This window comes from Idiomarina sp. (assembly GCF_019431395.1).
GTDB lineage: Bacteria > Pseudomonadota > Gammaproteobacteria > Enterobacterales > Alteromonadaceae > Idiomarina.
Genome location: NZ_CP080268.1, coordinates 1,895,919 through 1,913,811, shown reverse-complemented (window position 1 = coordinate 1,913,811; position 17,893 = coordinate 1,895,919). Strand labels below are relative to the sequence as shown.

Sequence of the window (17,893 nt, the reverse complement as noted above, 5' to 3'; positions counted from 1 at the left end):
CCCATGACAATAACAATGAACAGCCGGCTGCGTCAGCCAAGCTTTATAAAATACGCGATTGGGCTCGTTTGTCTTGTTATACTCTGTTTGTCAGCAAGCGGCTATGCCCAAAAAGTCGTAGACATCCCGCCAACCGATTCGGATATAGAAGCCCAGCTAGATAGTTATCTGGGTGACGACAGCATGAGTTCTGCTGAGACGACTACATTTTTAAAAAACGTCGTTGAGCAACTAACCCCCGCCACGCCGTTAATGTCAGTTGTGCGAGCCAAGGCTTATTACGCCTCGCAATTGTTTTATAACGAGGAGTCGAAAAGAGCTTACAGCTTGCTTGATGCGCTAAAACAACAGGTAAATGCGTCTGGCCTGGTCGATGCGCAGGCAGAAGTATTGGCTACCCGTATGGACCTGCTGAACATTGAAGGTAAGCGAGGTGACGCATTTTTACTGGTACCGGAATTAGAACGTTTGCTTAAGCAGACGCTGACTCCACGCGTGCGTTTTTACGGTTATAACTTATTGTCTTCCATTTATGTTGACTGGCGCCGTTACGAAGACGCGTTGAAACATCTACTTGCTGCGCAGACGGCGCTTAATCAGATGGACTCGGCATTGAACCAAGGGCGACGACTTTATTTATTAACCAGTATGGCGGGCATACAAAACTCCTTAGAGCAGTGGAGTGCGGCTATAGAAACCGTTAATAGCGCCGTATCGGAAGCTCAGCAAGCGGGTCATGACGTGCTCGCTTATGACCTTTGGTTTGCTAAATACTATGCGCAAGCGTCATTGGGTGATTACGAAAATGCGCTGGACTCTCTTCGCAATGCATACCTGTTGGCGAAAAAGCTTGAGCTTGATTTCCAGAAAGTGATTATTCTTAATAATTTTGGTGATGCCCTCATGAAATTAGGGCAGTTCGAGGAAGCTGAAAAGCATTTACTTGAGGCGCGGGAAAAAGCAAAAGCACTAGAGTTTAATGAGATGTTGAGCACTATTGACTTTAATTTAGGCTTTATCGCGGTTCAGCAAGGCGATAGCCTGGGTATAAAGCAAATGGAGCAAGCCACCGGCGAGTTCCGTGAGGATGAAAACCTTTCCTCTTTCGAGTTAGAGCAACTCCTTGGGGAGTTAGCAGAGGCATACGAAACACTGGGTAACTTTCGTATGCAAGCGCAAGTGCTGCAGGAACGGTTAACGCTGCGTCAGCAGATTAGCGAACAGTCACAAAAGCAACAAATGGCTGAATTACAGGCGGTCTATAAATCTCGCGACAATGCGCAGCAAATTGCATTACTTGAGCAGCAAAACGCGTTAAAGGAACAGATCATCGCCAATACCCGGCAACAGCAGGTGGTATGGACCTTGTTTGGAATTGCAGCAGCAATTAGCTTAATCCTCCTGCTATTGTTATATCGCAAGTCACGGCAGGCTAACCAGCGCCTAAATACAGCGAACGTAAAACTTTCCGACCAGTCATTGCGTGATCCGTTAACCGGGCTACTCAACAGACGGGCGCTGCAGGATGCGATGCTGAAGCGAGACGTAAATGACCAATATCATGATGGGCTGTTATTACTCGATATCGACCACTTTAAACGCATCAATGATAAATATGGCCATGCAACGGGGGATGCGGTTCTAACTGAAATTAGCCGGCGCTTGCAAAATGTCTGCCGTGATTCCGACATGTTGGTTCGTTGGGGCGGAGAAGAATTCCTCTTTTATGTTCGTCAGGTTGAGCTGAGTAGCCTTAAGCGCTTAGCCTCGAGAATTCTCGAGGCTATCGCAAAGGACCCAATAAAAATGGGCGAAGAGTTAATTCACGTAACAACTACCATTGGCTTCTCTCAATTGCCTTTTGCGGGAGTCAGTGAAGACCAGGTTGACTGGGAGCGGGCACTGCAGATTGCTGACATGGCGCTTTATACCGGTAAAACACAGGGCCGCAACCGTGCTTGTGGCGTTACCGCCCTTCATGTCGACTACCAACAAGCTCGCAAGGCACTTGAACATGATTTAAGCGAAGCAGTGGAACAGAACTGGGTTGAATTGACGACGATTAAAGGGCCGAACGCGTGAAATTATCGCAATTTGGTCCCGGGGCCTTAGTTGCGGCCGCCTTTATTGGTCCCGGTACCGTTATTACGGCGTCGCTAGCCGGTGCCAATTATGGTTACGCGTTACTATGGGCGCTGCTATTTTCTGTCGTTGCGTGTCTGATATTACAGGAAATGGCTCTGCGCATCGGTATCGTTACCCAACAAGGACTTGGTGAGAATATTCGTGCGAATCTGACCAATCCGCTAACCCGGGCTTTTTTTATTGCATTAGTTTTTGCTGCGGTGGTGATTGGTAATAGTGTTTATCAGGGTGGCAACCTATCAGGGGCCAGCATGGGATTGGCCGGATTGTTTGGCGAACTGACGTGGCCAGCAATTGGGCTAACCTCAGGGTGGCCAATCATTGTCGGTGGAACAGCCTTTGTTGTGCTTTGGACTGGGAATGCGCGATTTATAGAAAAAGCATTAATTGGCTTAGTTCTGCTGATGAGCCTCTCATTTATTGGAACCTTTTTTTTAACGCAACCCGATCTCAGCCGTTTTTTTAGCGGATTGCTGCTACCCTCGCTGCCAACCGGCGCGACCTTGACCGTCGTTGCACTTATCGGCACGACCGTCGTGCCCTATAACTTATTTTTGCATGCATCGAGTGTTGCAAAAAAATGGCGTTCTCCTGCACAATTGAAGCAAGCTCAGGCAGATAATCTAGTATCTATTCCATTGGGTGGATTAATTTCTATGGCGGTTCTTGCAACCGCAGCATCGGCATTTTTTGGCTCTCAACAGTCCATTACCAGCGCCGCAGATTTGGCAACATCGCTGGAGCCGTTATTTGGGGTGTGGGCTCAGTATCTAATGGCTATCGGGTTGTTTGCTGCAGGTATTTCCTCGGCAAGCACCGCGCCGCTTGCTTCAGCTTATGCGCTCAGCGGCATCATGGGGTGGTCGAAAAACCTTAAAAGCCGTTCATTCCGGCTAACCTGGCTGGCAATACTAGTTATTGGCGTCTTTATTAGTAGCCTGGGGTTAGAGCCGATCAGTGTTATTTGGTTGGCGCAGGTTGCTAATGGTGTGCTGTTGCCGGTTATGGTGGGGTTCATTTGGTGGCTTTGCAACAAGCCGTCGTTAGGTCATTATAAGAATCGTTTTTGGCAAAACCTTTTGGCCGGCCTGGTGATGTTAATATCGCTGGGGTTGAGCGCAAAAAGCCTAATTAATGCATTTGCCTAGTTGGGGAGGGACGTCCTTGTCCCGAAACTGTTATTGTGTGGTAACAGGCTCAAAATCAACCGTTTGAGGTTGATTGGATTCCTCAATAGTTACGTCAACTGAATGTAAAAAGCTAATGTCATCATCTGTTTCTGAATCGTCGTTACCATTACAGGTTAATGCGGCGGTGTACTCGCCAGCATTGACAAAGCCGAGCTCGTAGTCATAACTAGAGGCACCATCAAAGTAAACCGCTGTGCTTGCATAGGGTTGCTGTTCTTCGCTACCACCGATATCTGCTAAGGCTGACAGTTCATAGCCAACACCTTCATACAGGTAAATGTAAGCGACCGGAGTTGTTAAATCGGCAGGAGCAACTTCGCAACTTGTCTCATTGAGTAAAAGCTCTTCAGATACCGAACCCTGAAGATGCCCGACCGAGGAGTTATCCACTAACCGAACCCCACGGGGCTTAAGAATAAACCCTTCCTGACCTACCGGGTTAGTCATACCCTGACGTAGATCGAATTCCGCGGTGTAGTTTAAGTTACCCCCGGCATCGGCAGTAAAGCCATCAAGCTTTAACTCATTTGAGGGGACGCTAACAGGAACATCGGTAGTGGTTCCGTCACCATCTAAGTCCACGCTTGCATAAGAGCCTTCACCCATTACTAAGCGCAGTTGCCCATAGTTGCCTGCAGCGATAGTTGCATCCTGCAAAAATTGGTTTTGTTCACTGCCTGTAAATTGAAGTAGATCAATGCCGATGGTATTAGCAATCACGTCACCATTGCTGTCCCGGCATAGATCGTTTTCTCCGGGAACTTCGACATCAACTCCCACTTCATACTGAATTGGTTGGCCTTGTCCGGTCAACTCGACAGCATTAAAGCAAACAACAACCGCCTCAGCTGCATCGATAGGGGCGTCGCTAATGCCAAGATTAAAGGTTGCTGTTTGCGAAACTGAATCGTCATTATTGTCACTACCGCCACAGGCTGCTAGTACAGAAGCTGTTAGGGCCGCCATGGTGATCTGTCCAAATGTAGCTGCTTTCATTTTGCTTCCTCCTTAATGTGTCCTAGCAGTATCGGTTAGATGAGAATAATAAAAAGTGTCTTTGCAAAAAATTTTCATTGACAAAATTTATGAATCGCTCTATATCGTCTTTGTCGTTTACAAGCGACAGACTCTTTGTTCGGTTTTAGTCTGTAGGAAGGGCTTGCCATGACCAATTTTACTCGTGAATCTCTGCTGAAGAGACCATTTAATGACTTCCGTAATTACCCTTATGGTTTTTCCCGTTCAGGTGATTTCTCTATTCGAGAGAGTGATGCGCTAACTCAATATGGTGTGCTTATCAGTGCTTTATTGAGTGGTGAATATGCGCCACAGAATCAGGAGGATGATGCTCTGTTAGCGTCTGCCCGCGGCGAACAAGCACCGACGACGGTAGTGGAAAAAGCCTGGGCCAAATATCAAGCGCGTATCCACCGTCCTAAAGTTGCCAGCATGTACGGCAAAGGAAAATTTGCTGATGAAAGCTTTGGCTCCGGCAGTGCAGAAGACAGTGAAGACGACTTGATTGTTGAGGATTAATATAAAAAGCCCGGCGGTTGGCCGGGCTTTCAGGGGAGGTTATTGTTCGCGCTTAATGGCGCGGTGGGCAATATCCGTTCGGTAATACGCGTTATCCCAATGGATTTGATCAACAAGCTGATAGGCGTTTTGTTGGGCTTCGGTAACGTTATTACCCAGCGCGGTACAACAGAGTACGCGGCCGCCGTTGGTTACTATGTTAGCGTCCTTAACCGCAGTACCGGCATGAAACACTTTGCTGTCATCGGTTGCGGCGGGAATACCCTGGATAACATCGCCCTTACGATAGCTGTCGGGATAACCACCGGCTGCCATTACCACTCCGACAGCGGCGCGAGGATCAAAGGCAACGGGGGTCTGTTTAAGTTCACCGGCAATGGCCAGTTCGCATAACTCGACTAAGTCCGACTGTAAGCGCATCATGATGGGCTGTGTTTCGGGGTCACCAAAGCGACAGTTGTATTCAAGCACCTTGGCGCTGCCGTCCGGTGCTATCATCAGGCCAGCGTACAAGAATCCCGTGTAAGGATGACCTTCTTCAGCCATGCCATCGACCGTCGGCTTAATAACATGTTGCATGACCCAGTCATGCACCTTTGGTGAAACAACCGGCGCGGGTGAGTAAGCCCCCATACCACCGGTATTGGGCCCTGTATCGCCGTTATCACGAGCTTTATGGTCTTGGCTTGAGGCAAACGCAATGGCGTTTTTGCCGTCGGCCATGACAATAAAAGAGGCTTCCTCGCCTACCAGAAACTCCTCGATAACGACTCGGTGTCCGGCTTCGCCAAAACGGTTGCCCGCCAGCATGTCATCGATGGCTGCATCTGCTTGTTCAAGCGTTTCGGCAATGATTACGCCTTTACCAGCGGCAAGGCCATCGGCCTTAATGACGATGGGTAACGCATTATCGCGCACATATTGCTTGGCTGCGTCGACATCAGTAAAGTTTTGGTAGGCAGCGGTTGGAATATTATGGCGCTGTAAGAAATCCTTACTAAAGGCTTTAGATCCTTCAAGTTGAGCGGCAGCCGCTGTTGGTCCAAATATCGCAAGACCGGCTTGCTGGAAACGGTCAACAATGCCTTTAACCAATGGCGCCTCTGGGCCAACAATGGTTAGCTCGATGCGCTGTTCGCTGGCAAAAGCGAGCAACCCATCGATGTCTTCTGCTGCGATATCCAGATTGGTTAACTGAGGCTCCGTTGTGGTTCCGGCATTACCCGGCGCCACATACACGTGTTCAACTTTGGGTGACTGCGCCGCTTTCCATGCCAGAGCATGTTCACGGCCACCACCGCCGACAACCAAAACTTTCATGCGTATCCTTATTGTACTGGTTTTCTAAACTTCAGGGTAAAGCGGTCACTCTCACCAATCGCCTTGTAAATGTCGGCATCGTCGCCGTCTTCGACATTAAGCGTTGGCGGCAGGTTCCAAACCCCATTAGGATGATCGGCTGTATCCTGCGGGTTCGCGTTAATTTCGCTACTTTCAACGAACTCAAAACCGGCTTGTTCAGCAAGGTCTATAACCCAGCTTTCTTTGATGTAGCCACTATTTGCCATTGCCTCATCGTTGGCACCTTCCGGTAGTCTGTGATCAACGACCCCCAAAACGCCATCAGGCACTAACGCCTGATGAAATTGACGAAACGCGCTTAATACGGCCTCTTCGCCACCATTCATATACCAATTATGCAGGTTACGGAAGGTCAGTACCCGATCTGCACTGTTTGGAGGCGCAATATCGGTATCAAGCGGCGTGAGCGGAGCGAATTGGGTCAACTCAACATTACCAAATACGGCCTCACTGGTTAAACGCTCTTTAAATTTATTGAGTGAACGAGTGTAGTAATCACTATTTGTGTTCTCAGGAAAATGAGCAGCGTAAAACGTACCTTCATCGGCAAGGTAGGGAGCCAGTATTTCACTGTAATAACCGCCGCCTGGCCAAATTTCTACTACCGTCATTGACGGTTCAAGGCCGAAAAACTCGAGCGTTTCCTGCGGATGACGAAATTCATCACGTTGCACATAGGCCGGCGTGCGATCGGCATGGTCAACAGCTTTGTTCAAGGTGATAGAAGCACCTTGCTCAGTGCTTGCAGGAGCTGATGATTGCGGGCCCGAGTCACAGGCAGACAACGCCAGAAGCGATGTCATCGATAATGCGATTGCAGTGTATTTCATAATAGCTGCCTCTTTATTTTTAATAAGTGTTGGTAAAGATTAGCCCCGATCAAGCGGGGCGGCAAATAACATCACTTATCATTACGCATTAATGACGGAAATGGCGCATTCCTGTAAACACCATGGCGATGCCATGTTCATCTGCAGCCGCAATGATCTCGTCGTCACGGATAGAGCCGCCGGGTTGAATAATTGCCTTGATACCTGCCGCCGCAGCAGCATCAATTCCGTCGCGGAAAGGAAAGAATGCATCGGATGCCATCACTGAGCCCTCGACCTGAAGCCCTTCATCGGCTGCTTTAATACCGGCAATTTTGGCACTATAAACACGACTCATCTGACCCGCGCCAACGCCTATCGTCATACCGTCTTTGGCATAGACGATGGCATTAGACTTAACAAATTTAGCGACCTTCCAGCAAAACTTAAGATCAGCTAATTGCGCTTCCGTTGGCTGCACTTTGCTGACCACCTTGAGCGCATCAGTATCAAAGTCCTCGGTGTCGGACTGTTGTACCAGTAAGCCGCCGTTAACACGCTTGTAGTCCCACTGTTCTTGCTGAACAGACCACTCTCCAGCCTCTAGCAACCTTACGTTTTTCTTTTCGGCAACGACGCGAATAGCCGCATCAGTAACGGTTGGTGCGATAATAACTTCGACAAACTGTTGCTCGATGATAGCTTTTGCCGTCGCTTCGTCTAATTCGCGGTTAAAGGCGATAATACCGCCAAAAGCTGATGTCGGGTCGGTTTTAAACGCACGCTGATAAGCCGCCTCAATAGTGTCGTCAATGGAAACCCCACACGGGTTGGCATGCTTAACGATGACACAGGCAGGCTGGGTGAAGCTTTTTACACACTCCAGCGCCGCATCGGTATCAGCAATATTATTAAAGGACAGCGCTTTCCCTTGCAGCTGTTTCGCGCTTGATACGGTTCCTGATGGCGCATCGGTTTCGGTGTAGAATGCCGCTTTTTGATGACTGTTTTCACCATAGCGCAGGCTTTGTTTGTGATTAACCTGAAGATTATAAGTGCTTGGAAAATCGGCTTCGCCAGTTAGCTTTCCACCTAAGTAGTTAGCAATCATGCCATCGTATTGTGCGGTATGTTCAAAGGCTGCCACGGCCAATTTAAAACGGCTTTCTGCTGACACTGCGTCACCGTTTTCTGCCATTTCATCCAGTACCCGCTGGTAATCATCACTATTAACAACGATGGTCACATCTTTATGATTTTTAGCGGCAGCGCGAACCATAGTAGGTCCACCGATATCAATGTTTTCGATAGCATCTGCTAAGGTGCAATCTGGTGCCGCAACGGTTTTCTTAAAGGGGTAAAGGTTGACCACCACTAAATCGATAGCAGCGATGTCCTGCTCTTGCATCACCGCGCTATCGATGTCGCGGCGTCCAAGGATGCCGCCATGAATTTTTGGATGTAGTGTTTTGACACGACCGCCCATGATTTCAACTTGACCCGTGTGCTCCGACACATCTTTTACTGCGATATCGTTTTCGCGTAACAATTTTGCGGTGCCGCCTGTTGATAGAATTTCAACACCTTTTGCTGCTAACTGAGTGGCAAATTCGACTATGCCGGTTTTATCAGAAACACTGATTAACGCACGCTTAATGGATTGGGTTTGCATCACGTTGCCTTTAACTTTACTAACTATGGATAATATCAAGAGTATAAAAAAAAGAGCGCCAGAAGGCGCTCTTTAAGAGAAATTTAGTTCATGCCGTATTTTTTTAACTTCTTGCGAAGAGTACCACGGTTAATACCCAGCATGGTTGCAGCGCGGGTTTGATTGCCGCGAGTGTAAGTCATCACTTCCTCAAGCAAAGGGGCTTCAACTTCTGATAAAACTAACTCGTAAAGCTCTTCAGGATCCTGGCCGTCTAGCTGGCGTAAAAAGCTGTTTAGCGCTTGCTTCACCGAATCACGAAGTGGTTTCGGTTGTGAGTTATTACCAATCGTTGTTAATGGTGATGTGTTCTCACGGTTAGGGTTTTGATCAAACATAGTGCGCTTATCTCTTCTCTACAGTGACAAAATAGTGTTCGAGTGAATCAAGTTGCTCGTTAGGCGACTCGATCCGGTTAAACTGTTGACGCATCTCGCGTCCGCCGGTTCGTTCGTTTAGGTACCAACCGACGTGCTTACGCGCAATGCGGACACCCTGGTATTCGCCATAGAACTGGTGAAGTCGACGCACGTGGCTTATTACCGTGGTCGCGACTTCATCATTACTCGGTTGTGGACAATGTGTTCCATGCCGCAAGTAATGTTCAATTTCGCGGAATAACCAAGGATTACCTTGAGCGCCTCGGCCAATCATAATGGCATCGGCGCCGGTGTAATCTAATACCTGCCTGGCTTGTTCCGGCCGCCGGATATCTCCGTTGGCGACAACCGGTATGGAAACCGCCTGCTTAATTGCTTTAATTGTGTCGTATTCGGCTTCGCCTTTGTACATGCACGCGCGAGTGCGCCCATGGATAGCTAATGACTGAATACCACTACGTTCTGCAATACGGGCTATTTCAATACCGTTTTTGTGCGCCGGTTCCCAGCCTGTTCGAGTTTTTAATGTTACCGGCACGTCAACTGCGTTAACAACGGCGACAAGAATTTCCTCGACTAGGTCCGGGTGCTGCATGAGCGCAGAACCTGCCAATTTTTTGTTTACCTTTTTCGCCGGGCATCCCATATTAATATCAATGATCTGGGCACCCATAGCGACGTTTACGCGCGCAGCTTCCGCCATCAGTTGTGGCTCAGAGCCAGCAATCTGCACTGCCCGAATACCTAATTCGCCGGAATGATCCATTCGCTGTCGCGACTTATCGGTATTCCAGACTTTCGGATTGCTCGACAGCATTTCCGATACTGTAAGTCCGGCACCCAGTTCATGGCACAACTGCCTGAATGGCTGGTCGGTAACGCCCGCCATGGGTGCAAGTATTACATTGTTGTCTAATTGGTATTGACCAATCCGCATCGGTTAAAAACTACGCAGCGAAAGGGTGGAGAATTTTATGGAATTTAGCGGATAAAGAAAAGGCTAAAAAGTATGCAATTTTAGCCTTTTTTTGAGTTTTTACTATTGACAAAAATGCTGGTTGGCGAGCTAAACAGCTTAATAGCCCGTCTACTGTGTTCGTTTACCCGACAGCATTACCCAGTCACCTTCGACGACAATAGGGTCAAACGTGATGCTGGGCGTATAAGCAGCCATTACGTCCTCAGCCTGGCGTTTTAAAATACCGGACAGTACCAGAGATCCGCCAAGGTCAACGTAGTTCAGTATGGTGCCGGCAAGTTCCCGTAATGGTCCCGCAAGAACATTAGCCATGACCAGGTCGGCTTTGGCTGTGGGCTGCTCTGTTGGTAGATAGACATCAAATTTGCCGGCGACACCGTTACGTTCAGCGTTTTCCTGCGTTGCGATTAGCGCCTGGCGATCGATATCAATACCAATCGCATGCCGAGCGCCTAATTTAAGCGCAGCAATACCCAGAATGCCAGAGCCGCAGCCAAAGTCGACAACCTCGCTATGTGAGTGGCCGTGTTGATCTAACCAACGCAAGCACATAGCCGTTGTCGGGTGAGTTCCGGTGCCAAATGCCATGCCGGGGTCTAGCAGAATATTAACCGCATCGGGTTCAGGGATGTCACGCCATGTGGGACAAATCCATAACCGTTCGCCAAACCGAATGGGATGGAAATTATCCATCCACTCGCGCTCCCAGTCTTTGTCTTCCAGGCCGTCGACTTTATATTGCAATGGTGCTGGCAGTACCTTTGCTTTTTCGAGGTTAGCGATGACTGGTTTTAAATCAACCTCGGCATCGAATAAACCGGTAACTAAGGTATGTTGCCACATCAGCACTTCGCCCAGCGGAGGCTCGAAAATAGGGTTATCAGCGCCATCCCGATAAGTAACTGCCTGAGCGCCATTAGCCATTAGCATATCGCCCACCTGCGGGGCGTGATCTTCGGTACTTGAGAGTGTTAACTGGATCCAGGGCACTGTTTAGTGCCCTCCGATACCGAGTTTTTTCTCAAGGTAGTGAATGTTGGTACCACCATGCTGAAAGTTTTCGTCCGCCATGATGTCCTTTTGCAGAGGAACGTTAGTCTTAATATTCTCGATGATCAGTTCACTGAGTGCGTTACGCATACGGGCAATAGCGATGTCACGATTTTCGCCGTATGTAATTAGCTTACCGATCATGGAATCATAGTTAGGCGGCACTTTGTAGTCTGCATAGACGTGCGAATCCCAGCGCACACCAAACCCACCGGGTGAATGAAAGCGCGTGATGGTGCCGGGCGACGGGACAAAGGTAGCGGGATCTTCGGCGTTGATCCGACACTCAACCGCGTGGCCGCGAATAACAACATCTTCCTGATTAAACGAAAGCTGGCGTCCGGCCGCTATGCGGAGTTGTTCTTTGATGAGGTCGATACCAGTCACCATCTCGGTAACCGGGTGCTCTACCTGAATGCGGGTGTTCATTTCGATAAAATAAAACTCGCCGTTTTCGTACAAGAACTCAAACGTACCGGCACCGCGATAACCAATCTCTATACACGCTTTGGCACACCGCTCGCCAATGAATTTACGCATTTCAGGCGTGATGCCCGGGGCAGGCGCCTCTTCAACAACTTTTTGATGCTTACGTTGCATCGAACAGTCACGCTCGCCTAAATGAACTGCGTTACCCTGACCATCAGCCAAAACCTGAACTTCGACGTGTCGCGGGTTCTCGAGGAACTTCTCCATGTACACGACCGGGTTGCCAAAGGCAGCACGCGCTTCATTTTGTGTCATTGTAATTGCACTGAGTAGCTCGCTCTCCTGCCGAACTACGCGCATACCACGACCACCGCCGCCCCCGGCTGCTTTAATAATAATCGGGTAGCCAATGCGTTTTGCGAGCTTGATGTTGCGATCGTCATCGTCATCAAGTGGGCCATCAGAGCCTGGTACACAGGGTACGCCGGCTTGTTTCATGGCTTTAATGGCAGACACTTTGTCACCCATTAAACGGATAACATCGGCAGTGGGGCCGACAAATATAAAGCCGGACTTTTCAACTTGCTCAGCAAAGTCGGCATTTTCAGCTAAAAAGCCGTAACCCGGATGAATAGCTGCTGCATCGGTAATTTCAGCCGCGCTTATGATGCGGGGAATATTTAGATAGCTCTCATTTGCTGGCGCTTTACCGATACAAATGGACTCGTCGGCCAATAGGACGTGTTTCAGATTCCGGTCAACGGTCGAGTGAACGGCGACCGTTTTGATACCCAGTTCTTTACACGCCCGCAGAATTCTAAGGGCGATTTCACCGCGGTTTGCGATAACCACTTTATCTAACATGATAAATTCCTGGTTGTATTCGTTGCTTAGTGGTTTAACAGACTTATTCGATAACAAATAGCGGCTGGTCAAATTCAACCGGCTCTTCGTTTTCCACTAAGATTTGCTTAATTACACCACTTTTGTCGGCTTCGATTTGATTCATCATTTTCATCGCTTCGACGATGCATAAGGTTTCGCCTGCGTTAACTTTAGAGCCTACGGTAACGAAAGGCCCGGCATCGGGTGATGGTGCTTCATAAAAGGTACCGACCATCGGCGAGCGAACGATATGACCTGTAGGCTCTTCTTTCGCAGGTGCTGCATTTTCAGCGCCTGGGGCTGCAGCTGGTTGAGAGGCTGGCGCTGGTGCTGGTTGCGGTTGCGGTGCATATTGCATTGGCGCAGGTTGCGCGCTGTAGCGATTAATGCGCACTGCTTCTTCACCTTCGGTGATTTCTAGCTCGGCGATGCCAGACTCTTCGACTAGCTCGATCAACTTTTTAATTTTACGAATGTCCATGATAACCGTGTGCCTCAGTTAAAGTTTTAATTGTTTGATAATTGCAAGCAATGCCATCGAGTAACCAAACGGTCCAAAACCACTTAAGGTCCCGGCCGCAATGTCGGCTAAATACGAGTGGTGGCGAAATTGCTCGCGCTGATAAATATTAGAGATATGTACTTCGTAGAACGGGATAGCAACAGCTGATAGCGCGTCACGCAGAGCGATACTGGTATGCGAATAACCAGCTGCATTAACGATCATGTGGTCAACTGAACCACGCGCCTGCTGTACCTGATCAATAAGTTCGGACTCGCTGTTAGACTGCTTAAAAATAAGCTGAACCGCATGCCCGGATGCGAGTTCTTTTAAATCTGCTTCAATGTCTGCCAAGCTCGTATGCCCATAAATATCGGGCTCACGCGTACCTAACAAGTTAATGTTCGGTCCGTTCAAAACGAGTACATTTGCTTTTTGCGAGTTATTAGATTGCATTTGGCTGCCAAATGTTGCGAACGTGTCGATATCATTAACTTTGTTCGAAATATCGACAGATTACAATAAAAAAGTTTCATCTTTTGGCATTATAGAACAATAAGCGGCAATTGCAGTAAAATACTGGTCTTATCACCGCTTTTAGGAGCAACTTAGGTTATTGGGCAGACTTCATTCGCTTCACATGGCTGATAAATGCGTCGGCATCTTTAAATCCTGTGATACGCCAATCGGTAACTTCCTCACCATTAGGAGAGAAAAACATTACCGTCGGCAGGCCTAGCACGCGATACTCAGATAACAGTTGTTGGTCACTACCATCATTTGCAGTGACATCCGCCTGTAGCAACAGCATTGACTGAAGTTCTGCCTTTACTCGCTCGTCTGCAAAGGTGTACTGCTCGAACTCTTTGCAGGCGACACACCAATCGGCGTAAAGATCGACCATGACCCATTGCTGTTGTTGCGCGGCCGTTTCAACTTTACTCTCAAGTTCCGCCAGCGTGGCTACCTGAGTAAACAGCGCGTGCGCTTGTTGAGCGCGCTCGCGTTTTTCATACTGCCACTGAGCGCCGAATACGATTGTCGCAACCAATACCAGAAAAAGTATGATTTTTGCGCCGGGACGGGTAAGTGTTTTTAGGTGTTGCCCCATAAACACCGTGAGTGACGCGAAGTAGGTTAGCCATAACCAGAAGGTTTGCTCAGTAGACAATAAACGCTCTATGAGTACCACCACGACGGCAAGTAGCAACCAACCAAATGCGTGTTTTATCATGTCCATCCAGGCACCGGCTTTGGGTAATAACTTACCACCCGAGACACCAAATATAATTAACGGCACGCCCATCCCGAGACTTAGCGCATATAGAATAGCGGCACCGGAAACAACGTCGCCGGACTGTGCAATGTAGAGGAGAGAGCCTGACAGCGGGGCCGTTGTACAAGGCGAGGCGACTAATCCTGAAATAACGCCAATGGTAAAGACACCACCAACACGGCCACCTTTTTGCTGACCGCTGAGCGCCTGTAATTTGCTTTGCAGTGATGATGGTAACTGCAACGTGAATAAGCCCAGCATGCTCAGGGCGAAAAGCCCAAATGCAATACTGAGTACAATTAATACCGCAGGGTGCTGAAAATAAGCCTGGTATTGCATTCCCGCAAGCGCGACGACAAGCCCGAGCAATGAATAGGTAATAGCCATGCCCTGAACATAAACAAAGGAAAGCCACAGGGCGTTTTTGAATGTTCTTGGCTTATCGCCAATCACAACACTGGATAGAATCGGATACATCGGAAACACACAAGGTGTAAAAGCTAAGCCGATGCCGAGGATAAAGAACACCAACAAAGAAACGCCAAGGGTCTGGGTTTCCAGCCCGAATAAGCCGGAGTTACTGCTGTTGTCGGGGCTGACGTTTGTTTGCTCACTTGGTGTCGCTGCAGCTGTTGCTGGTTGTGTTTCGCTAGCCAAATTGATGCGTGTAGGAGGATAACATAAGCCGGCATCTGCACAGCCCTGGTACTGTAACTCTACCCCTTGCTCTGCCATTGTTGCATCAAGCTTTACGCCAAACTCAAGGTAGCCGCGAAAAATCTGCGTTTCACCAAAAAATTCATCAACGTGAGTTTCGGAAGCGGGAAAGTTAATGGGCTGTTTGAGAGCTTCTGCTGGTGTGACCTTAAACTGATGTTTATAGAGGTAGTAGCCAGGCTCAATATTAAAACTAACGGTTATACCTTCATCGTCTTTACGCACTTCGGGGGTGAAGGCTTGTTCGACCGGCAGAAATTCAGGCTCAGAGCTGAACGGATTATTTGATTGCGAAAAACCGGATTGTGCCAAGGCTACAGAGCTAACTGCCAGCAGTAGTAAACAACTAAAAAATCTAACCACCCGGTACTTCATTTTGTCTGCGCCTCAATCCAGTTAAGGTATTCCGGTAAGCCATCATCAATTTCAAAGCTGATCAGTTCCGGTGAGTCATAGCTATGTGCCTTTTGAACTGCCTGCTTAAGCGAAGCAACTTTGAGTTTGGACGTCTTAATAATTAACAACACTTCATTGTCTTCATGCACATGACCCTGCCACTCGTAAACCGATTGAATTGCAGGAACGATATTGACGCACGCCGCCAGCTTTTCTTTGACTAAGCTATGTGCCAGTTGTTTTGCCTCGCCTATATCGCTGCAGGTGCATAAAAGCATACGTGTCGCATTAGCCATAAAAATACCTCGTTACCGACTGACCGGACGTTAAAATAACACAAAAAAACAAAAAATTTTTTTCATCCTACCCTTGATAACACAATTTCTTGCCCCATTTATTGAGCACACACATTTTTTAACGCCCTTAAAGGGTATTAACCACACACAACATAGGTTGAGGAGTTATCACCAATGAAACTTCGTCCTTTACACGATCGAGTCATTATTAAACGCATCGAAGTCGAAGCAAAGTCTGCAGGCGGCATTGTTTTGACGGGTTCTGCGGCAGAAAAGTCCACCCGCGGTGAAGTCATTGCCGTAGGTAATGGCCGTATTTTAGATAACGGTGAAGTGCGTGCGCTGGACGTGAAAGCCGGCGATAAGGTTCTGTTCAACGAAGGTTACGGTGTTAAAACCGAAAAAATCGACGGTGAAGAGTTCCTGATTATGAGCGAAAGCGACATTTTGGCAATCGAAGAATAAGCCAAAAACTAACGCATAAATCGTTAAACCGTATTTAAGAGGAAAGCAAACATGGCAGCTAAAGAAGTTAAATTTGGTAACACAGCGCGTCAAAAAATGCTGAAAGGCGTCAACGTATTGGCCGACGCTGTAAAAGTAACCTTAGGTCCTAAAGGCCGTAACGTTGTTTTAGATAAGTCATTCGGTGCACCGAACATCACTAAAGATGGTGTGTCAGTTGCAAAAGAAATCGAGCTTGAAGACAAGTTCGAGAACATGGGCGCACAAATGGTCAAAGAAGTTGCGTCTAAAGCAAATGACGAAGCCGGTGACGGTACAACGACAGCGACCGTATTAGCACAATCTATTGTTAACGAAGGCCTGAAAGCCGTTGCGGCGGGCATGAACCCAATGGATTTAAAACGCGGTATCGATAAAGCAGTTATCGCTGCCGTTGAAGAGCTGAAGAAAATCTCTCAACCATGCGCTGACAGCAAAGCGATTGCACAGGTAGGTACTATTTCTGCTAACTCAGACCATACTATCGGTCAAATTATCGCTGAAGCGATGGACAAAGTTGGTCAGGAAGGCGTTATCACCGTTGAAGAAGGTCAGGCACTGACTGACGAACTTGATGTTGTTGAAGGTATGCAGTTCGACCGTGGTTATCTGTCTCCTTACTTCATCAACAACCAGGAAAGCGGTTCAGTTGAACTGGATAACCCGTTCATCCTGTTGGTTGACAAGAAAATCTCTAACATCCGCGAATTACTGCCGGTATTAGAAGGCGTTTCTAAAGCAGGCAAACCATTACTAATCATCGCTGAAGATGTTGAAGGCGAAGCGTTGGCTACCTTGGTGGTGAACAACATGCGTGGCATCGTAAAAGTTGCTGCGGTTAAAGCACCTGGATTTGGTGACCGTCGTAAAGCAATGTTGCAGGACATCGCTGTGTTGACTGGCGGTACGGTTGTCTCTGAAGAAATCGGTATGGAGTTGGAAAAAACTCAGCTGGAAGATCTGGGTACTGCGAAACGCGTTGTTATCACCAAAGACAACACCACCGTTGTTGACGGTAATGGCGACGACGCAGCGATCGAAGGTCGCGTAACGCAAATCAAGCAGCAGATGGAAGATACGACGTCTGACTATGATCGCGAAAAACTGCAAGAGCGTCTGGCTAAGTTAGCTGGCGGCGTTGCGGTAATCAAAGTGGGCGCGGCGACTGAAGTCGAAATGAAAGAGAAAAAAGCCCGCGTAGAAGACGCGTTACACGCAACTCGCGCTGCGGTTGAAGAAGGCGTTGTACCTGGTGGTGGTGTTGCACTGGTTCGTGCAGCAAGCAAACTGGGCGAATTACGCGGCGACAACGAAGAACAGAACGTCGGTATTCGTTTAGCATTGCGTGCAATGGAATCACCATTGCGTCAAATCGCAACCAACGCTGGTGCAGAAGCTTCAGTTGTTGCTAACAATGTGCGTGACGGCGAAGGTAACTTTGGTTACAACGCAGGTAACGACACTTACGGCGACATGCTGGAAATGGGTATTCTTGACCCAACTAAGGTTACTCGCTCAGCGCTGCAGTTTGCTGCATCCGTTGGTGCATTGATGATCACCACCGAAGCGATGATCGCTGACATCCCGCAAGATGATAATGCCGGCGGTATGCCTGGCGGCGACATGGGTGGCATGGGCGGAATGGGCGGCATGATGTAAGCTGCTGTTTCCAGCCTTTGTTTATTAAAAAAGCGCCTGCGGGCGCTTTTTTTGTATATCTATGCAT

At 48.3% G+C, this 17,893-nt stretch carries 17 protein-coding genes; 5 read left to right on the top strand and 12 right to left on the bottom strand.

Annotated features, from left to right (window positions below; all coding sequences use genetic code 11):
* Positions 1-3: 3 nt before the first annotated feature.
* Together KZ771_RS09250 and KZ771_RS09245 are read left to right on the top strand one after the other, a co-directional pair.
* Positions 4-2,082, top strand: coding sequence for a diguanylate cyclase (locus KZ771_RS09250; protein WP_290653035.1), 2,079 nt, complete (start codon positions 4-6; stop codon positions 2,080-2,082).
* Positions 2,079-3,293 (top strand): Nramp family divalent metal transporter, encoded by a 1,215-nt coding sequence (locus tag KZ771_RS09245; RefSeq protein ID WP_290653033.1) that lies wholly within the window; start codon positions 2,079-2,081, stop codon positions 3,291-3,293. Before KZ771_RS09250 ends, KZ771_RS09245 begins: the two co-directional genes overlap by 4 nt.
* 30 nt (positions 3,294-3,323) lie before the next feature.
* On the opposite strand, the gene KZ771_RS09240 is transcribed toward KZ771_RS09245, so the two are convergent.
* Positions 3,324-4,331, bottom strand: coding sequence for a DUF4382 domain-containing protein (locus KZ771_RS09240; RefSeq protein ID WP_290653031.1), 1,008 nt, complete (start codon positions 4,329-4,331; stop codon positions 3,324-3,326).
* A 168-nt stretch (positions 4,332-4,499) separates the two neighbouring features.
* Between KZ771_RS09240 and KZ771_RS09235 the strand changes: the two genes are divergently transcribed.
* Positions 4,500-4,871 (top strand): DUF413 domain-containing protein, encoded by a 372-nt coding sequence (locus tag KZ771_RS09235; protein ID WP_133540725.1) that lies wholly within the window; start codon positions 4,500-4,502, stop codon positions 4,869-4,871.
* A gap of 39 nt (positions 4,872-4,910) precedes the next feature.
* On the opposite strand, the gene purD is transcribed toward KZ771_RS09235, so the two are convergent.
* The 11 genes from purD to cutA form a co-directional block, all read right to left on the bottom strand.
* Positions 4,911-6,191, bottom strand: a complete 1,281-nt coding sequence (gene purD / locus KZ771_RS09230; protein ID WP_290653028.1) for a phosphoribosylamine--glycine ligase — start codon at positions 6,189-6,191, stop codon at positions 4,911-4,913.
* An 8-nt stretch (positions 6,192-6,199) separates the two neighbouring features.
* Positions 6,200-7,063, bottom strand: coding sequence for a methyltransferase (locus KZ771_RS09225; RefSeq protein ID WP_290569138.1), 864 nt, complete (start codon positions 7,061-7,063; stop codon positions 6,200-6,202).
* An 88-nt stretch (positions 7,064-7,151) separates the two neighbouring features.
* Entirely contained in the window at positions 7,152-8,714 is a 1,563-nt protein-coding gene (gene purH / locus KZ771_RS09220) for a bifunctional phosphoribosylaminoimidazolecarboxamide formyltransferase/IMP cyclohydrolase (RefSeq protein ID WP_290653026.1), read from the bottom strand.
* 83 nt (positions 8,715-8,797) lie between these two features.
* Entirely contained in the window at positions 8,798-9,091 is a 294-nt protein-coding gene (fis, locus tag KZ771_RS09215) for a DNA-binding transcriptional regulator Fis (protein WP_105307351.1), read from the bottom strand.
* A 7-nt stretch (positions 9,092-9,098) separates the two neighbouring features.
* Positions 9,099-10,070: a tRNA dihydrouridine synthase DusB gene (gene dusB / locus KZ771_RS09210; RefSeq protein ID WP_290653024.1), complete on the bottom strand. Its 972-nt coding sequence runs from the start codon at positions 10,068-10,070 to the stop codon at positions 9,099-9,101.
* A 150-nt stretch (positions 10,071-10,220) separates the two neighbouring features.
* Positions 10,221-11,102, bottom strand: coding sequence for a 50S ribosomal protein L11 methyltransferase (prmA, locus tag KZ771_RS09205; protein WP_290653022.1), 882 nt, complete (start codon positions 11,100-11,102; stop codon positions 10,221-10,223).
* Between the two features lie 3 nt (positions 11,103-11,105).
* Complete coding sequence (gene accC / locus KZ771_RS09200; protein WP_290569127.1) at positions 11,106-12,455, bottom strand: acetyl-CoA carboxylase biotin carboxylase subunit; 1,350 nt, start codon at positions 12,453-12,455, stop codon at positions 11,106-11,108.
* Between the two features lie 43 nt (positions 12,456-12,498).
* Positions 12,499-12,957, bottom strand: a complete 459-nt coding sequence (accB, locus tag KZ771_RS09195) for an acetyl-CoA carboxylase biotin carboxyl carrier protein (protein ID WP_290569125.1) — start codon at positions 12,955-12,957, stop codon at positions 12,499-12,501.
* An 18-nt stretch (positions 12,958-12,975) separates the two neighbouring features.
* A complete protein-coding gene (gene aroQ / locus KZ771_RS09190) occupies positions 12,976-13,434 on the bottom strand; it encodes a type II 3-dehydroquinate dehydratase (RefSeq protein WP_290569124.1) in 459 nt (152 codons plus the stop codon).
* A 157-nt stretch (positions 13,435-13,591) separates the two neighbouring features.
* Positions 13,592-15,346 carry a protein-disulfide reductase DsbD gene (locus tag KZ771_RS09185; RefSeq protein ID WP_290653020.1) on the bottom strand — a complete coding sequence of 585 codons (1,755 nt, stop codon included), beginning with the start codon at positions 15,344-15,346 and terminating at the stop codon, positions 13,592-13,594.
* Positions 15,343-15,663: a divalent-cation tolerance protein CutA gene (cutA, locus tag KZ771_RS09180; RefSeq protein WP_133540714.1), complete on the bottom strand. Its 321-nt coding sequence runs from the start codon at positions 15,661-15,663 to the stop codon at positions 15,343-15,345. The genes KZ771_RS09185 and cutA overlap by 4 nt, the downstream gene beginning before the upstream one ends.
* A gap of 174 nt (positions 15,664-15,837) precedes the next feature.
* Here cutA and KZ771_RS09175 point away from each other — a divergent pair, with 174 nt between their 5' ends.
* A complete protein-coding gene (locus KZ771_RS09175) occupies positions 15,838-16,128 on the top strand; it encodes a co-chaperone GroES (protein ID WP_290572268.1) in 291 nt (96 codons plus the stop codon).
* A 51-nt stretch (positions 16,129-16,179) separates the two neighbouring features.
* Positions 16,180-17,826: a chaperonin GroEL gene (gene groL, locus KZ771_RS09170; protein ID WP_133540712.1), complete on the top strand. Its 1,647-nt coding sequence runs from the start codon at positions 16,180-16,182 to the stop codon at positions 17,824-17,826.
* The last annotated feature ends 67 nt before the right edge of the window (positions 17,827-17,893 follow it).

Coding starts and splice junctions, on each gene's coding strand:
- KZ771_RS09250 (WP_290653035.1), top strand. CDS start 4: ATGACAATAACAATGAACAGCCGGCTGCGTCAGCCAAGCTTTATAAAA.
- KZ771_RS09240 (WP_290653031.1), bottom strand. CDS start 4,331: ATGAAAGCAGCTACATTTGGACAGATCACCATGGCGGCCCTAACAGCT.
- KZ771_RS09235 (WP_133540725.1), top strand. CDS start 4,500: ATGACCAATTTTACTCGTGAATCTCTGCTGAAGAGACCATTTAATGAC.
- purD (WP_290653028.1), bottom strand. CDS start 6,191: ATGAAAGTTTTGGTTGTCGGCGGTGGTGGCCGTGAACATGCTCTGGCA.
- KZ771_RS09225 (WP_290569138.1), bottom strand. CDS start 7,063: ATGAAATACACTGCAATCGCATTATCGATGACATCGCTTCTGGCGTTG.
- purH (WP_290653026.1), bottom strand. CDS start 8,714: ATGCAAACCCAATCCATTAAGCGTGCGTTAATCAGTGTTTCTGATAAA.
- fis (WP_105307351.1), bottom strand. CDS start 9,091: ATGTTTGATCAAAACCCTAACCGTGAGAACACATCACCATTAACAACG.
- dusB (WP_290653024.1), bottom strand. CDS start 10,070: ATGCGGATTGGTCAATACCAATTAGACAACAATGTAATACTTGCACCC.
- accC (WP_290569127.1), bottom strand. CDS start 12,455: ATGTTAGATAAAGTGGTTATCGCAAACCGCGGTGAAATCGCCCTTAGA.
- accB (WP_290569125.1), bottom strand. CDS start 12,957: ATGGACATTCGTAAAATTAAAAAGTTGATCGAGCTAGTCGAAGAGTCT.
- aroQ (WP_290569124.1), bottom strand. CDS start 13,434: ATGCAATCTAATAACTCGCAAAAAGCAAATGTACTCGTTTTGAACGGA.
- KZ771_RS09185 (WP_290653020.1), bottom strand. CDS start 15,346: ATGAAGTACCGGGTGGTTAGATTTTTTAGTTGTTTACTACTGCTGGCA.
- cutA (WP_133540714.1), bottom strand. CDS start 15,663: ATGGCTAATGCGACACGTATGCTTTTATGCACCTGCAGCGATATAGGC.
- KZ771_RS09175 (WP_290572268.1), top strand. CDS start 15,838: ATGAAACTTCGTCCTTTACACGATCGAGTCATTATTAAACGCATCGAA.
- groL (WP_133540712.1), top strand. CDS start 16,180: ATGGCAGCTAAAGAAGTTAAATTTGGTAACACAGCGCGTCAAAAAATG.